Source organism: Chromobacterium piscinae, from assembly GCF_021129175.1.
Taxonomy (GTDB): Bacteria; Pseudomonadota; Gammaproteobacteria; order Burkholderiales; family Chromobacteriaceae; genus Chromobacterium; species Chromobacterium piscinae.
The window spans coordinates 24,523-39,299 of record NZ_JAJOHV010000036.1 but is presented as its reverse complement, the minus strand read 5'-3'; the positions used below and the strand labels follow the sequence as shown (position 1 = coordinate 39,299).

Genomic DNA, 14,777 nt, shown 5'->3' with positions numbered 1-14,777 from the left:
GCCAGGCCGCCCAGCGGCAAGGCAAGCGGATAGACATCGAGATCGACGGCCAACCGGCGCTGGACGCCGGCATCCTGCAAGCCGCCAGCCAGTTCCTGCTGGTGGACTGTCCCGACGACGGCCGCGCCGGACAGCGCCCCGCGCGCCGCGCCACGCTGGACGCGGTGCTGGCCGACCCGGCCTCACAGCTGGACGGCGCGGCCGCGGCCGAACGCGCGCTCAGCATTGTCGCCATCACCGGCTGCCCCACCGGCATCGCCCACACCTTCATGGCGGCCGAGGGGCTGGTCCAGGGAGCCAAGGCGCTGGGCCACGCGATGCGGGTTGAAACCCAAGGCTCGGTCGGCGCGCAGGACGCGCTGACCGACGCCGAAATCGCCGCCGCCGATCTGGTGGTGATCGCCGCCGACACCCAGGTGCAGCTGGACCGCTTCGCCGGCAAGCGGCTGTTCAAGAGCGGCACCAAGGCCGCCATCGGCGACGGCAAGGCGCTGATCCGCCGCGCCATCGAAGAAGCGCGGCCATGGGAAGGCGCAAGCTCGGCCGTGGCCAAGACCGCCAGCCAGGAAAAAGCCAAGGACGGCCCTTACCGCCACCTGATGACCGGCGTGTCCTTCATGCTGCCCTTCGTCACCGCAGGTGGCATCCTGATCGCGCTGGCCTTCGCGCTGGGCGGCATCTACGCCTTCGACGACGCGCACAAGGGCACGCTGGCCTGGTCGCTGTTCCAGATCGGCGCCAAGTCCGCCTTCGCGCTGATGGTACCCATCCTGGCCGGCTACATCGCCTACTCCATCGCCGACCGCCCCGGCATCGCCCCCGGCATGGTGGGCGGCATGCTGGCCGCCAGCCTGGGATCGGGCTTTCTCGGCGGCATCGTCGCCGGCTTCATCGCCGGCTACGGCACGCGGGAGCTGAACCGCCGGATCAAGCTGGGCCAGCATCTGGACGGCCTGAAGCCGGTGCTGATCCTGCCGGTGCTGGGCTCGCTGCTGACCGGCCTGCTGATGATCTACGTGGTGGGCCAGCCGGTGGCCGCCGTGCTGGCGGCGCTGACCGAGGCGCTGAAGGGCATGCAGGGCAGCAGCGCGCTGGCCCTGGGCGCGCTCTTGGGCGCGATGATGGCTTTCGACATGGGCGGCCCGGTCAACAAGGCGGCCTACGCCTTCGCCACCGGCCTGATCGCCAGCCAGGTCTACACGCCGATGGCGGCGGTGATGGCCGCCGGCATGACGCCGCCGCTGGGCATCGCGCTGGCCACCCGATTATTCCGCGACCGCTTCACCGTCGACGAGCACGAGGCCGGCAAGGCCGCCGCGGTGCTGGGCCTGGCCTTCATCAGCGAGGGCGCGATACCGTTTGCCGCGCGTGATCCCTTCCGGGTGATTCCGGCCTTGATGGCCGGCTCGGCGCTGGCCGGCGCCATCTCGATGACCATGGGCGTGGAGCTGAAAGTGCCGCACGGCGGCGTCTTCGTGCTGCCCATCCCCAACGCGGTGGAGCACCTGGCCAGCTATCTGGCGGCGCTGGCCGCCGGCACCGTCGTCACCGCGCTGGCGCTGGGCCTGCTGAAGAAGAAAATCGTCCAGGCCTGATCCCGCCGCCGCGTTGCCGTCCCCCGCTTTTCCAAGCCCGGCTCCGCCGGGCTTGTCCATTTCCCCGCCCCTGCCTGCCATTTCCACGGCATAAAAATTAACTATATTTACAATTTGTTATAATGGAACGCCAGACAGCACGCAGAGGCTGCTGGTTTATGCCAACAACAACACAGGAAAAGCCATGTCTATTACCCGACGAGACTTCCTAAACGGTTTCGCGCTGACGGTGGCTGCCGGGCTCACTCCGCTGGAAATCCTCCGTGCCGCACCCCGACAGATCAGCGCTAGCTACTATCCGCCTTCGCTCACAGGATTGCGCGGCAACCATGACGGCTCCTTCGAAAACGCGCACAAGCTGGGCCGCGCACACCACGCCTTCAACCTCGGCGGCGCCAAGGTGGAAGAGCATTACGACCTGGTGGTGGTAGGCGGCGGCATCAGCGGCCTGGCGGCCGCGCATTACTATCGCAAGAAGCATCCGCAGGCCAAGGTGCTGATTCTGGACAACCACGACGACTTCGGCGGCCACGCCAAGCGCAACGAGTTCAAGGTCGGCAACCGCCTGATGCTGGGCTACGGCGGCACCGAATCGCTGCAATCGCCCAAGCACGTGTTCAGCAAGGAAGCGCTGGCGCTGATGAAGGAACTGACCATCGACATCGATGGCCTGGCCAGCCACTTCCACCGCAATTTCTACCCCGACCTCAAGCTGTCGCGCGGCGTGTTCTTCAACAAGGAAGACTTCGGCGTGGACAAGATCGTCGGCGGCGACCCCTACCTGCAGGTGGCGGACGACATCGATCCCAAACGCCTGAACGCGCGCCCGATCCGCGACTTCATCAACGACTTCCCGATGTCGAAGAAGGACCGCGACGCGCTGATCGATCTACACACCAGCACCCGCGACTACCTGGGCGACATGCCCAAGAACAAGCGCGAGGCTTATCTCGCCAAGATCAGCTACAGCACCTACCTGTCCCGCCACGTCGGCCTGAGCGCCACCGCGATCCGCTTCTTCCAGTCGCGCAGCAACGACTTCCAGGCGGTGGGCATCGACGGCCTGCCGGCGCTGGACGCGCGCAACCTGGATCTGCCGGGCTTCCACGGCGTGGCCGGCCTGGGCAAGATCAGCGCCGAGGCGGAAGCCGAGCTGCGCGACCCCTACATCTACCACTTCCCGGACGGCAACGCGTCCATCGCCCGCCTTCTGGTGCGCAAAATGATCCCGCAAGTGGCGCCGGGCAAGGACATGAACGACATCGTGCTGGCCCGCTTCGACTACAGCAAGCTGGACCTGCCGGAAAATCCGGTGCGGCTGCGCCTGAACAGCACCGTGGTGCGCGTGGAAAACGCCAAGGGCCCGGTTGATGTCGGCTACCTGGACAAGGGCGGCAGGCTGCACCGCGTGCAGGGCCGCCACGTGGTGATGGCCTGTTACAACATGATGATCCCGCACATCATGCCGGAGCTGGAAAACGATCAGAAGCAGGCGCTGGCGATGAACGTCAAGGCGCCGCTGGTCTACACCAAGGTGGTGCTGAAAAACTGGGACAGCTTCATGAAGCTGGGCCTGCACGAACTGTACTGTCCGTCCATGCCGTACAGCCGCATCAAGATGGACTACCCGGTGGACCTGGGCGGCTACCAGCACCCGCGCAAGCCGTCGGAGCCGATGTGCCTGCACATGGTCTACGTGCCCACCATCGCCGGCTCCAACCTGGACCCGCGCACCCAGTGGAAGATGGGCCGCGCCAAGCTGCTGGCCATGCCGTTCTCCGAGCACGAGAACATGATCCGCAGCCAGCTGCAGCGCATCCTCGGCCCCACCGGCTTCGACCACAACCGCGACATCGCAGCCATCACCGTCAACCGTTGGTCGCACGGCTATTCCTACTTCCTCAACTCGATGTACGACGACGAAGAAGAGTCCAAGCGCATCATCGCCACCGCCCGCCGCCCGGCCGGCAAAGTGGCGATCGCCAACTCCGACTCCGACTGGAACCCGTACACCCACGCTGCCATCGACCAGGCATGGCGCGCCGTCAACGAGCTGAGCTAACAGGAACACCGTGATGAAACTGATGAAAACCCTGGGCCTCGCGGCCCTGCTGGCCTGTGCGGCAAACGCCGCCCTGGCGCATGTCGACACCGAGGGCGTGCGCCGCGGCGCCTACCTCGCCCGCGTGTCGGACTGCATCGCCTGCCACAGCGCGCCCGGCGGCAAGGAAAACGCCGGCGGACTGCCGATGGATACCCCGGTGGGCAAGATCTACTCCACCAACATCACCCCGGACAAGGAAACCGGCATCGGCAATTACAGCTACGAGGACTTCGCCCGCGCGCTGCGCAAGGGAGTGGCCAAGGAAGGCCATTCACTGTACCCGGCCATGCCCTACACCTCGTTCGCGCGCATCAACGACGACGATATGCGCGACCTATACGCCTACTTCATGTACGGCGTGCAGCCGGTGAAACAGGCCAACCGCGACAGCGACATCCCGTGGCCCTTGTCCATGCGCTGGCCGCTGACGCTGTGGCGCTGGATGTTCCACGATGACAGCCGCTACCAGCCGGATGCCGGCAAGAACGCCGAGTGGAACCGCGGCGCCTATCTGGTGCAGGGCATGGCTCACTGCGGCACTTGCCACACCCCGCGCGGCGTCGCCTTCCAGGAAGTGGCGCTGAGCGACAAGAAGCCCGGCTATCTGACCGGCGCGCAACTGGCGGGCTGGTACGCCGGCAACCTGACCGGCGACGCGCGCGAAGGCCTGGGCGGCTGGTCGGCCGAAGAACTGGTGCAATACCTGCAAACCGGCCGCAACCGCTACACCGCGGCCTTCGGCCCGATGGCGGAAGTGGTGCACTACAGCAGCCAGCACATCAACACCGCCGACCTGTCGGCGATCGCCGTCTACCTGAAGAGCCTGCCCGGCGCGGGAGCGGCCGACGTCGCCCCGGTGCGCACCGGCGCCACGCTGTTCTTCGAGAACTGCGCCACCTGCCACCAAGCCAACGGCCAGGGGCATGACCAGGTGGTGCCGGCGCTGGCCGGCAGCTCGGCGGTGATGGCGCGCGACGCCACCTCGCTGATCCGCGTGGTGCTGGAAGGCGGCGTCAACGCCCGCACCCGCCACCTGGCCTGGGAATACAGCATGCCGGGCTACGCCCAGCAGATGAACGACCAGGAAGTGGCCGACGTGCTCACCTACATGCGCCAGAGCTGGGGCAACGCCGCCAGTCCGGTGGCCGCCGGCGACGTGGCCAAGGTGCGCGGCATCGTGGCCGACGGCGCGCATCAGAAGTAACTCCATCAATCGCCAATGACGACGCCGCCGCATTGTGAAATGCGGCGGCGTTTTATTTTGCCCTTGCCTCAGAACGCAGTCAGCGTGAACGCATCGCGGCGCCTCACGGAATTGCCCCGGGCCGTTGAAATCGAGCCGCAGCTTTCGATTGCACGCGCGGGCGATAGCGCATCAAAACCTGACCGGATACGCGCCATCGCCATACGGCGCCGCCCGGAACGCGTCCAGCGCCTCCGCTCGCGCGGACAGGGCGGCCAACGCCGGATACTCATCTTCCGGCACGATGTCAGCCGTCATCCGCCTGCTGAAGTGCCAGGCGACGGCAGTACTCAGCCAGGCCTGATCAATGGCCCCGCAGCCGATGTCCGGCACGCCGGATGCCAGCTCCCGCTCCAATTCGTCGTAAGCGGCCAGCAACTGGCTGCTGATCCGCTCCAGCCAGGGCTGGTAGCGCGCGTCTTCAGGGCGCAGCTTGCGCTCGTAAACGATCTGCACGCTCTTCTCGCACGCCGCCAACGCCAGCCCGGTCACCCGCAGGCTGCGCAGCAAACGTTGCGGATCGGACGGCAGCAGGCTGCGCCCCGGCGAAATCGACTCCGCGTACTGCAGGATCAGCGTGGAATCCATCAGCGCCGCGCCGTCGTCGCAGATCAGCGTGGGAGCCTTGACCACCGGATTGATCTCCCGGAAACGGTCGAATGCGCTGAACACCGACAAGGGATGGTGTTCGAATGGAAGGTCCAGCAACTGCAGGGAAACCGCGACGCGGCGAACATAAGGGGAATCCAACATCCCGATCAGCTTCATGGCGCTTCTCCATCATGGGCAAAATCAGTTGAAGGCGGCCACAGCCATTGCGCCAGCGGCTCGCCGTCGTCGTCCAGCGCCACCTCGCCGCGGACGAAACCCAGCTTGTCCGCCACCCGCGACGACGCGGCATTATCCGGATTGATCCGCGCCAGCACCCGGCGCGCGCCGCCGCGGATGACCGCCTCCTCCAGCAACAGCCTCACGGCGGCGGCGGCAATGCCGCGCCCACGCCGCAGCGGCGCCACCCCGTAGCCGATCTCCACCAGCCCCAGGCAGGGAGCGCCCTTGAAGCCGCACGCGCCGACTATCGCGCCGCGCTCATCGATCATCGCGTAGGGCAGGCTCCAACGCTCGGCCACGCCTGACGCCAGCAAGCGCAATGCCCAGCCTGCCACCTCCTGCGGCGGCAAGGCGCCCTCCTCGCAACGGCGGCCCAGGCTTGCCGGCTGCCTACCAGCGGCCAGATCGGCCAGCACCTCGGCCGGCAAGGCCTCCAGCCGGATAAAGGGAAAGCGATCAGACGAAGCGGACATCGGGGATCCAGTTGCGGGCGCGCCGCTCCAGCCTCTCCGCTTCGCTCTCGCCATCGAACGATACGTCGGCCGCATCGCCCAGCGGCAGGCCAGGCGTCTCGAAGGCATTGACGCTGACCACGGCGCGCAAGCAGCCGCCGATCTCGCTGGTGACTAGCGGCGCGGCGCCGCAATCGGAACAGATGTGGAAGTCAGCAGTACGGGTGCCGAAGCGGTAATGCGATACTCGTTGCGGATTGCGCAGCGTCACCTCCAGCCTGCCGGCAGGAGAGGCGGTCCAGACGCCGCCATGCTTGCGGCAGAAGCCGCAGCCGCAACGTCGAGCGGGGATGACAACGCCGTCAGGCCAATAAAGATCGAAGAAAATATTCCCGCAATGGCAGGCACCGTGGATGATCATGACATTTGGCAAAATGAGTACTATGGAATATAAAAGCCATATGGTACTGCACACCGAAATCAAAACAAGAAATCATCCCCAACCATAATAATGCTGCATAGCCGATGCAAGGATACTACCCGCCATGCCTAACTCCACCTGCCAAATGGAATTGACCGCCTTCCCAAACATAATCTGCATCCACGACCTTACGTTCGGCCCAAGCTCTTTTCTAGACAATGCAGGCGAGCCCTCATCCTGCTTAATAGCATACAACAAATCCTGCAAATCACCATCTGAGACATTATACTTTCTCAGCCCATCCAGCAATAAATTCTCCGAACCAGTACTCACCCCACCATTTGCAAACTGGACAGAAATGGCTTTAGCACCATCGCCAATAGCAACATTTCCGCTGACAATTCCACCTTCGATTCTTATATCATTCGACATAGTTCCCCCCTATGACTGCAGAACCGCACTCGCGCCTTCACCAATGGCAATATTTCCCTCAAGCGTGCTATTGCTAATATTAATATTCGCAACGCTCAAGCTACCAGTATCAATTTTATTTTGAATGAAGCTTTTCAATCCGATCAAAAAGTCACGATTTTTAGAAACTATCGCTGTCGAGCGACCATCACAAGTTCCAATAGACAAACAAAGCTCCACCTTTTGATTAATTCCAAGATACAGAACTACACCGCCGACAATAAAAAACAAGAACGCAAGCATATGACTTGCACCCCACGACATCAGCCCCACAAATAAAATCATCACTCCTAAAATAGTCAAGCCATGATTTTTACTTCCCTCGATAACTCGCATGGTCCCGATACTATTAACAGCAATAACTGAATTACCAAGCTCAATAGTTCTCTGCCCAATTTTACCCGATCCACTATCCAGCCTATTGTAATTATCACTATTCTTCAGATTCAGCGCATCAATAACTGACATCATATCTCCTATCCATAAGCAACGATAAACAATAGAACTGCCATTTAAAAATGCCAAAAGCATTTTCAATAGTAATCTACTGCTTGAAAATGTCAACAGACAAAAGTGGGCATACAAAAAAGCCCGGCCTAAGCCGGGCAGCACACCACTCTGAACACTCAGAACCCAATCTCAATCAAGCTTTGACATACCGTCACAGCCAGACCCATTACCCTCCACAGCTTACTTCTTGAACCACACCCGCCGTACCTCGCGCGTGGCCTTCAGCGGAATGCCGGAAAAATTGGTGGCGGCGAAATGTCCAGCCTGCCGCGACGCGGTGGACAAGGCCGCGCCGGAAACGCAGCCCACCTCCAGCGCCTGGCGCACCGCCGCGATCGGCGCCGCCCCGTCATCGGGCAGCTGCCGCGCGATGCTGCGTCCCATCTCGGTCCACAGCCTCTCGGCGGCCAGCATCAATCCACGCTGGATATCAGCCTGGGCCTGCCATATCGAGGCGCCCGCCAGCAGACCTCCATCGATCCGCCGCTCCATCTCCCCTTCCGACAAGGCGAAGCTCGGCGTGATCGACGACAGCCAACAGCTGCACGCCTCCTGCTGAGCATCCAGCCAGCGGCGCTGCCCCTGCTCCACCGCGCCGCAATATGTTTCCATCGCTCCGACTATCCAGCTGGCCATGCAGCCTCCTCATTCGACGACGCTCTCGCGCCCGGACTCACGTTTGCGGACAGGGAAGCTCCCAGACCGCCAGCAACTCGCGCAACAAGGTTTCCAGCACCGGATCGCCGGTCCGGTCGGCCGGATAGACAAACTGCAGCTCGGCGCTCTTGCGCAGATCAGGCACCAGCCGGACGCGCCCGGCGGCCTCACAGGCCAGCGCGTCTTCCTCGCGCACCAGGGCCGCGCCCACGCCCGCGGCCACCAGCTCCAGTATTACAGACAAGTGATCGCTCTCCGCCACCTTTTTAGGAGAGATATTGAGTTCCCGCCACAACTCTGCGGTGATCTTGGACAAGCTGGAAAACTGCGAGATGCCGACCCAGGGCAGCTTGCCCAGCTCTTTCAGTCGCCCTTCCGCCGCCTGCCCCGCCCAGGCCGGAGGCAAGGCGACGCGGAAATTCAGCATCCGCAAAGGCACGGTGCTGACGTTCATATAGGGGTTCTTGCCCAGATAGAAGCCCGCGTCCAGCTCCTTCTTGCGCACCAGGTTCAGCACATCCACCGATACGCCATGAGTGAGCTTCACCTCCAGCAGCGGGTGGGCGTCCGCCAGCGCCGCCACCCATGGCCCCAGCTTCAGGATGTCCGGCATCAGCGTCACGCCGATGCGCGCCTGTCCCGACAGCTGCCCCTTCAGCTGCTTGGCGTGGTTGATGATGTCGCGCGCGGCGGCCAGCACGCCCTGCGCCTGCGGCAGCAATTCCTGGCCAGCCCGGGTCAGGCTGACGCCGCCGGCGCTGCGCTCGAACAACTGCATGCCCACTTCTTCCTCCAGGGCCTTGATCTGCGCGGTCACAGCCGGCTGCGACAGATGCAGCAACTCGGCCGCCTGCGTCAGGTGGCCTTGCTGGGCCACGGTGACAAAGGTGCGCAACTGGTAGATTTCCATGCTCTCCCCTGCGATGCCGGCCACAGGCGTCTGCGGCCGAATATGCCAAATGACGACTAGGCTAACATGGCCGACGCCGCCAAAACAAAGCCGCCGGCGGCAAAACTTGCGCGCAGGCGGCTGTCGTCATATCGGCTCGCAAAGCGGCGACGGCTCAGTCGTCGTCGTCCTGCGCCCAGCCCGGCGCGCGTTTGGCCAGAAAAGCGGCTACGCCTTCCAGTTGCTCCGAACCGCCCACCAGGCCCAGCGTCGCAGCGCGCTCGCGCTTCAGATGCTCGTCCAGATTGAGATTGGGGCTGTCTTCGATCAGCTTGCGCGCGGCGGCCACCGCGACCGGCCCCTGCCCCGCCACCTTGTTGGCCAGACTGACCGCGACGATCTTGGCGAAGCCCTGATCCACCACCTCTTCGATCAGGCCTATCTTCAGCGCCTGCTCGGCCGACACCACCTCGCCGCCCAGGATGATGCGCTTGGCCCAGGACACGCCCACCTTGTCGGCCAGCGTCTTGGTGCCGCCCGCGGCGGGAATCAGGCCGACCTTGGCTTCCGGCAGGCCCAGCTTGGAGCCGCGCTCGGCTATGATGTAGTCGCACACCAACGCGCACTCCAGGCCGCCGCCCAGCGCGAAGCCGTTGACGGCCGCCACCGTGACGCCGCGATAGGCACGTATCGCCTGCAGCGCGTTGGCGAAGGCCTGCAGCACCACATCCGCCGCGGCCTTGTCGCCGGCGGCGAACTGCTTCAAATCTGCTCCGGCGGAAAAAAACGCGTCGCCGGCGCCGGTAATCACCACCGAACGCACATCGTCATCCGCATTCAACGCCTGCAGCGTCGCCGTCAGCTCGTTCAGGCCATCGGTCGTCAGCAGATTGGCAGGCAGGTTGGAAAGCGTGATGATGGCCGATTTGCCCAGCCGTTCAAGTGTCAGATACCTGGCCATATTGTGTTCCTCATGTATCCCCATTCCTTTTCATTGCAGCCCAGGCCGGATCGATCCGCCTTACGCGGCAATCGCTCCCATATCCCAGCCTGGCTCCGGGCTTGGACCGCGTCCGTCTTAGTAGACAGCGCCGCCCTTCTTGTCTCGCCCAAACCGCCATTTTCTTTGCAAACTGTACTTTTGGCCAGTAGGCGAAACAATTATCTTCAACCTTTTTTGTAGAATGACTGTTTCAACAATGCCAAAAAGAATCGAACAAACCGCCGCAAACCCCGTCGTCAAGCCAAATCGGCGCGTTCAAGCCGCTCCGTCATGCCCTCTGTTACCATAGAGCTTTCCTGAAGCGCTTGCGGCATGATTGAGACAAATTTCTGGATCTTGTTCCTAGCCGGCCTGCTGGGCGGCGGGCACTGCGTCGGCATGTGCGGCGGCATCGTCGCCGCGCTCACCCTGCATCAGCCGTCAGGCTACGCCCGCTGGCGGGTGCTGGCCGGCTACAATCTGGGACGCATCGCCAGCTACGCGCTGATCGGCGCGCTGCTGGGCGGACTTGCGGCGGGCGGCCTCAGCCTGGCCTCCACCCACGCTTGGCAGATGGCCTTGGCCGCGCTGGCCGATCTGATGCTGATCGCGATGGGCCTCTATCTGGCGGGATTCGCCCAGGCCATCGTCGCGCTGGAAAAGTTGGGACAACCGGTCTGGCGGCGGGTTCAGCCACTGGTGGGACGGCTGCTGCCGGTGCGGTCGGCCGGCGGCGCGGTCGCGGTCGGCGCGGCCTGGGGCTGGCTGCCCTGCGGCCTGGTGTACAGCGCGTCGATCTCGGCTCTGGCCAGCGGCTCGGCCTGGAACGGCGCCGGCATGATGCTGGCCTTCGGCCTGGGTACCTTGCCCAATCTCTTGCTGATGGGCGTGTTCGCCGACGGCCTGCGCCGCTGGATGCAAAAACGCCCAGTGCGGCTGACGGCCGGCCTGGGCGTGGCGGGAATCGGCTTTTGGAAGCTGACTCAGCTCGTCAGCGGAATGATTTGACGATGGTGTCGACGTTGTAGCGCATCAGCTGCAGATAGCTGGCGGCCGGGCCGCTCGGGCCGGACAGCGCGTCGGCGTACAGCTTGCCGCCGATCTGGACCTTGGCCTCGGTGGACAGCTGCTTCAGCAGGCGGGCGTCGCTCATGTTTTCCATGAAGATCGCCTTCACGCCCTCTTTCCTCACCTGCCGCGTCAATTGCGCGACGCCCTTGGCCGAGGCCTCGGACTCGGTGCTGACGCCCTGGATCGCCAGCACCTTCAGCTGATAGCGCTCGCCCAGATAGCCAAAGGCGTCATGCGAGGTCAGGATTTTGCGTTTGGCGACCGGCACCGCGGCGAACTGCTGCTTCGCCCAGTCGTCCACCGCCTTCACCTTGGCGGCGTAGTCGGCCGCGCGGCGCTGGTACTCGGCCTTGCCTGCCGGATCGGCCTGGATCAGGCCGGCGCTGATGTTCTTGATATAGGTCTGCACCCGCGCCGGATCGTGCCAGGCGTGCGGATCGACGTCGCCATGGTCATGGCCGTGGTCCTCGTCGGCATGCTCCTCTTCCGGCGCCTGCCGGGTCTTGATGCCCTTGGACGCCACTACGACCGCGCCGCGGAAATTGGCCGCTTTATCGAGACGGGTCATCCAGCCTTCCAGCCCCAGGCCGTTGGTCACCAGCACCTTGGCGGCGGATACCTTCTTGATGTCGGCCGGCGACGGCTGGAACACGTGCGCGTCCTGGTCCGGCCCCACCAGCGACACCACGTCGACGCGGTCGCCGCCGATCTCGCGGGTCATGTCGGCAATGATGCTGAAACTGGCCACTACCGGCACCTTGGCCAAGGCCAGCGCCGGCATGCCCAGCAGCAGCAAGGCGGCTAAAGTCTTCTTCATGCGTGTTTCCTCACTCTTACGATTCAAGGTGGCGCGCGCGGATATAGCGCGGCAAAGCCCCGCCCACCGGCGCGAACAACAGGGACAACAGATAGACCAGGCCGGCCAGCAGGATGATGGCGGGGCCGGATGGCAGTTCGAAGTGATAAGACAACAGCAAGCCGCCCAGGCCGCTGAAGAAGGCGATGCCAACCGCCAACGCCAGCATGGCCTCGATGCGCTCGGTCCACAGCCGCGAGGTGATTGCCGGCAACATCATCAGGCCGACCGCCATCAGCGTGCCCAGCGACTGGAAACCGGCCACTAGGTTCAGCACCACCAGCATCAGGAACAGCAGATGCCACCAGGCGCCGCGCGCGCCCACCGCGCGCAGGTAGACCGGGTCCAGGCTCTCCAGCAGCAGCGGCCGGTAGATGACGGCCAGCGTCAGCAGCGTCACCGTGGCCACGCCGGACACCAGGTACAGCGCGGCGTCGTCCACCGCCAGCACCGAGCCGAACAGGATGTGCATCAGGTCGACATTGCTGCCGCCTTTTGACACCAGCAGCACGCCCAGCGACAGCGACAGCAGGTAGAAAGCCGCGAAGCTGGCGTCCTCCTTGATGCTGGTGAAGCGGGTGGCGAGGCCCGCCAGCAGCGCCACCAGCACGCCGGCGACGAAGCCGCCCAGGCTCATCGCCGGCAGGCTGAGGCCGGCGAACATGAAGCCGACCGCAGCGCCCGGCAGCACCGCATGGCTCATCGCGTCGCCCATCAGGCTCATCCGCCGCATCACCAGGAACAGGCCGATCGGGCCCGAGCCCAGCGCCAAGGCCAAGCAGCCGGCCAAGGCGCGGCGCATGAAGGCGAATTCGACGAAGGGCGACACCAGAAGATCGTACAAATGTTGCATCAGGCTCTCGCTCCATCCAGGCCGCAAACCGGGGCCTGCGACTGCCAATGGGCGGCGGTGTCCACCGCGCGCCGCAGATTGTCATCGTTCAATACCGTGGCGCTGTCGCCCCAGGCGATCACTTCGCGCGCCATCAGCAGCGTGTGCGGAAAATGCGCCCTCACCTGCAGCGCGTCGTGCAGCACCGCGATCACGGTACGCTTTTCGCGCCGCCACTGCGCCACCAGGCCCAGCAGATCTTCGGTGGTTTTGGCGTCCACCGCGTTGAAGGGCTCGTCCAGCAGGATCAGCTTGGCGTCCTGCACCAGGATGCGGGCGAACAGCACGCGCTGGAACTGGCCGCTGGACAACGCGGCGATCGGCCTCAGCGCGAAGTCGGCCAGTCCCACCTGCTCCAGCGCCTCGATCGCGCGGGCCATGCCATCGCGCCCCACCCGGCCGAAGGGGCCGCTCTTGTGCCACAGGCCGGTGCCGACCAACTCCAGCACGCTGACCGGCATGCTGCGGTCTATCTCGGCCTGCTGCGGCAGGTAGGCGATGTCGCTGCGGCGGTGGCCGTTCAGGTCCACGCTGCCGGAATCCGGCGTCAGCGCGCCTATCATCGCCTTCAGCAAGGTGCTTTTCCCGGCGCCGTTGGGCCCGAAAATCGCGGTCGCGTCGCCGTCAGCGAAGCGGCCGCTGATGTGGTGCACCGCCGGATGGCGCTGGTAGGACACCGTCAGGTTGTTCAGGATGATGCTCATGCCAGCTCCCTCAACGCCCACCACACCAGCAGCCACAGACCGGCCAGCGGCAGCAGCGTCAGCGCGACGCGCTGAACGGCGGACATGGCCAGCAGGCTCAGCGGCGGGCGCAGGTTGGCGGCGGTCACATGGCGGTGCGGCGCGTGCGCGTGGCCGTGATCGTGCGAATGCGGTTCGCTCATTCCAGGCACTCCTTCAGCCAGGCTTCCACCGCGGCGGCGTCGAATTCCGGCGCAATCAGCTCGAAGCGGCTGTCGCGGCGCCAGGACACCTGGGCGGCGCCCCACTGCCCGGCCGCCCAGTTCAGCCACACCCAACTGTCCAGCACGCGGAACACGCCCTTGGCGCGCACCAGGCCCGGCACTTTGGCGGGCAGGTCGTCGAACAGCCGCGTCAGCCGCTCGCCGTCGAAATTCAGTTCCGGCTCGAAGGTCCAGCCGGCCGATTGCCACGCGCTTGTGTTATCAGGCAGCGCCGCCGGACGGTAGCGCGGCTTGGCCGCCAGCTCGGCGTCCAGCCAGGCGACATCCAGTTGGCCGTCGCGCACCTCGCCGACCAGCGACTTGGGCGGAAACAGCGCCGCCGCCTGCGCGCGGAAGGCTTCCATGGTCGGGATGTCGGCGGTGTCTATCTTGTTGGCCACCAGCACGTCGGCGATCGAGATCTGGTCGCGATACAAGGGCTGGCGGTGGTAATCGGGCAGGATGAACTGGCGCGGGTCCACCAGCGTCAGCACCGCGGCCACTTCCAGCGCCTCGCCCAAGGGCTTGGCGCGCAATTCGTCGATGACGCCGGCGGCGTGGGCCAGGCCGCTGGCCTCGATCAGCAGGCGGTCGGGCTTCTCGCGGCGCAGCAGCGTGGCCACGGTGGCGGTCATCTGTGGACCAGCGACACAGCACAGGCAGCCGCCGGCGATCTCGGCCACCGCCAGCTCGTCGTTGAGCAAGGCGGCGCCGTCTATGCCCACTTCGCCGAATTCGTTGACGATCACTGCCCACTTCTCATTCTGCGGGCGGTTGGCGATCAGATGGCGCAGCGCGGTGGTCTTGCCTACGCCCAGAAAGCCGGTAAACAGATTAACTTTGGTCTTGTTCATGAT

The 14,777-nt window shown here is 64.5% G+C and carries 17 protein-coding genes; 4 read left to right on the top strand and 13 right to left on the bottom strand.

The window, feature by feature from the left end:
- From LQR33_RS12160 to LQR33_RS12150, 3 genes are all read left to right on the top strand, one after another.
- Window positions 1–1,595: PTS fructose transporter subunit IIC (locus tag LQR33_RS12160; protein WP_231469130.1), on the top strand; the 1,595-nt coding region annotated here is incomplete at its 5' end.
- 184 nt (window positions 1,596–1,779) lie between these two features.
- Window positions 1,780–3,657: an NAD(P)-binding protein gene (locus tag LQR33_RS12155; RefSeq protein WP_231469128.1), complete on the top strand. Its 1,878-nt coding sequence runs from the start codon at window positions 1,780–1,782 to the stop codon at window positions 3,655–3,657.
- 13 nt (window positions 3,658–3,670) lie between these two features.
- Window positions 3,671–4,903 (top strand): cytochrome c, encoded by a 1,233-nt coding sequence (locus tag LQR33_RS12150; RefSeq protein ID WP_166441502.1) that lies wholly within the window; start codon window positions 3,671–3,673, stop codon window positions 4,901–4,903.
- Between the two features lie 171 nt (window positions 4,904–5,074).
- Here LQR33_RS12150 and LQR33_RS12145 read toward each other — a convergent pair whose 3' ends face one another.
- The 8 genes from LQR33_RS12145 to LQR33_RS12110 form a co-directional block, all read right to left on the bottom strand.
- On the bottom strand, window positions 5,075–5,710 hold the full coding sequence (locus LQR33_RS12145) for a glutathione S-transferase (RefSeq protein ID WP_166441501.1): 636 nt from the start codon (window positions 5,708–5,710) through the stop codon (window positions 5,075–5,077).
- Window positions 5,707–6,246, bottom strand: a complete 540-nt coding sequence (locus tag LQR33_RS12140) for a GNAT family N-acetyltransferase (RefSeq protein WP_221665273.1) — start codon at window positions 6,244–6,246, stop codon at window positions 5,707–5,709. The genes LQR33_RS12145 and LQR33_RS12140 overlap by 4 nt, the downstream gene beginning before the upstream one ends.
- Window positions 6,230–6,646, bottom strand: a complete 417-nt coding sequence (locus LQR33_RS12135; protein WP_221668385.1) for a GFA family protein — start codon at window positions 6,644–6,646, stop codon at window positions 6,230–6,232. Before LQR33_RS12135 ends, LQR33_RS12140 begins: the two co-directional genes overlap by 17 nt.
- Before the next feature lie 72 nt (window positions 6,647–6,718).
- Complete coding sequence (locus tag LQR33_RS12130) at window positions 6,719–7,078, bottom strand: hypothetical protein (protein WP_231469125.1); 360 nt, start codon at window positions 7,076–7,078, stop codon at window positions 6,719–6,721.
- 9 nt (window positions 7,079–7,087) lie between these two features.
- Window positions 7,088–7,648 carry a DUF6232 family protein gene (locus tag LQR33_RS12125; protein ID WP_331282866.1) on the bottom strand — a complete coding sequence of 187 codons (561 nt, stop codon included), beginning with the start codon at window positions 7,646–7,648 and terminating at the stop codon, window positions 7,088–7,090.
- A 159-nt stretch (window positions 7,649–7,807) separates the two neighbouring features.
- Complete coding sequence (locus LQR33_RS12120; protein ID WP_166441496.1) at window positions 7,808–8,263, bottom strand: hypothetical protein; 456 nt, start codon at window positions 8,261–8,263, stop codon at window positions 7,808–7,810.
- Between the two features lie 37 nt (window positions 8,264–8,300).
- Entirely contained in the window at window positions 8,301–9,194 is an 894-nt protein-coding gene (locus LQR33_RS12115; protein WP_166441495.1) for a LysR family transcriptional regulator, read from the bottom strand.
- Window positions 9,195–9,348: 154 nt separating this feature from the next.
- Window positions 9,349–10,134: an enoyl-CoA hydratase gene (locus tag LQR33_RS12110; protein WP_221665276.1), complete on the bottom strand. Its 786-nt coding sequence runs from the start codon at window positions 10,132–10,134 to the stop codon at window positions 9,349–9,351.
- A 354-nt stretch (window positions 10,135–10,488) separates the two neighbouring features.
- On the opposite strand from LQR33_RS12110, the gene LQR33_RS12105 reads away from it, so the two are divergent.
- Window positions 10,489–11,163: a sulfite exporter TauE/SafE family protein gene (locus tag LQR33_RS12105; RefSeq protein WP_166441493.1), complete on the top strand. Its 675-nt coding sequence runs from the start codon at window positions 10,489–10,491 to the stop codon at window positions 11,161–11,163.
- Here LQR33_RS12105 and LQR33_RS12100 read toward each other — a convergent pair.
- The 5 genes from LQR33_RS12100 to LQR33_RS12080 are packed head-to-tail and all read right to left on the bottom strand — an operon-like array spanning window position 11,147 to window position 14,774.
- On the bottom strand, window positions 11,147–12,043 hold the full coding sequence (locus tag LQR33_RS12100) for a metal ABC transporter substrate-binding protein (protein WP_166441492.1): 897 nt from the start codon (window positions 12,041–12,043) through the stop codon (window positions 11,147–11,149). The genes LQR33_RS12105 and LQR33_RS12100 overlap by 17 nt on opposite strands.
- Window positions 12,044–12,059: 16 nt before the next feature.
- On the bottom strand, window positions 12,060–12,935 hold the full coding sequence (locus LQR33_RS12095; RefSeq protein ID WP_166441491.1) for a metal ABC transporter permease: 876 nt from the start codon (window positions 12,933–12,935) through the stop codon (window positions 12,060–12,062).
- The gene (locus LQR33_RS12090; protein WP_166441490.1) at window positions 12,935–13,678 is read right to left on the bottom strand and encodes a metal ABC transporter ATP-binding protein; all 744 of its coding nucleotides are present in this window, start codon (window positions 13,676–13,678) and stop codon (window positions 12,935–12,937) included. The genes LQR33_RS12095 and LQR33_RS12090 overlap by 1 nt, the downstream gene beginning before the upstream one ends.
- Window positions 13,675–13,860 (bottom strand): hypothetical protein, encoded by a 186-nt coding sequence (locus LQR33_RS12085; protein ID WP_221665277.1) that lies wholly within the window; start codon window positions 13,858–13,860, stop codon window positions 13,675–13,677. Before LQR33_RS12085 ends, LQR33_RS12090 begins: the two co-directional genes overlap by 4 nt.
- A complete protein-coding gene (locus tag LQR33_RS12080; RefSeq protein ID WP_166441488.1) occupies window positions 13,857–14,774 on the bottom strand; it encodes a CobW family GTP-binding protein in 918 nt (305 codons plus the stop codon). The genes LQR33_RS12085 and LQR33_RS12080 overlap by 4 nt, the downstream gene beginning before the upstream one ends.
- Window positions 14,775–14,777: the final 3 nt, after the last annotated feature.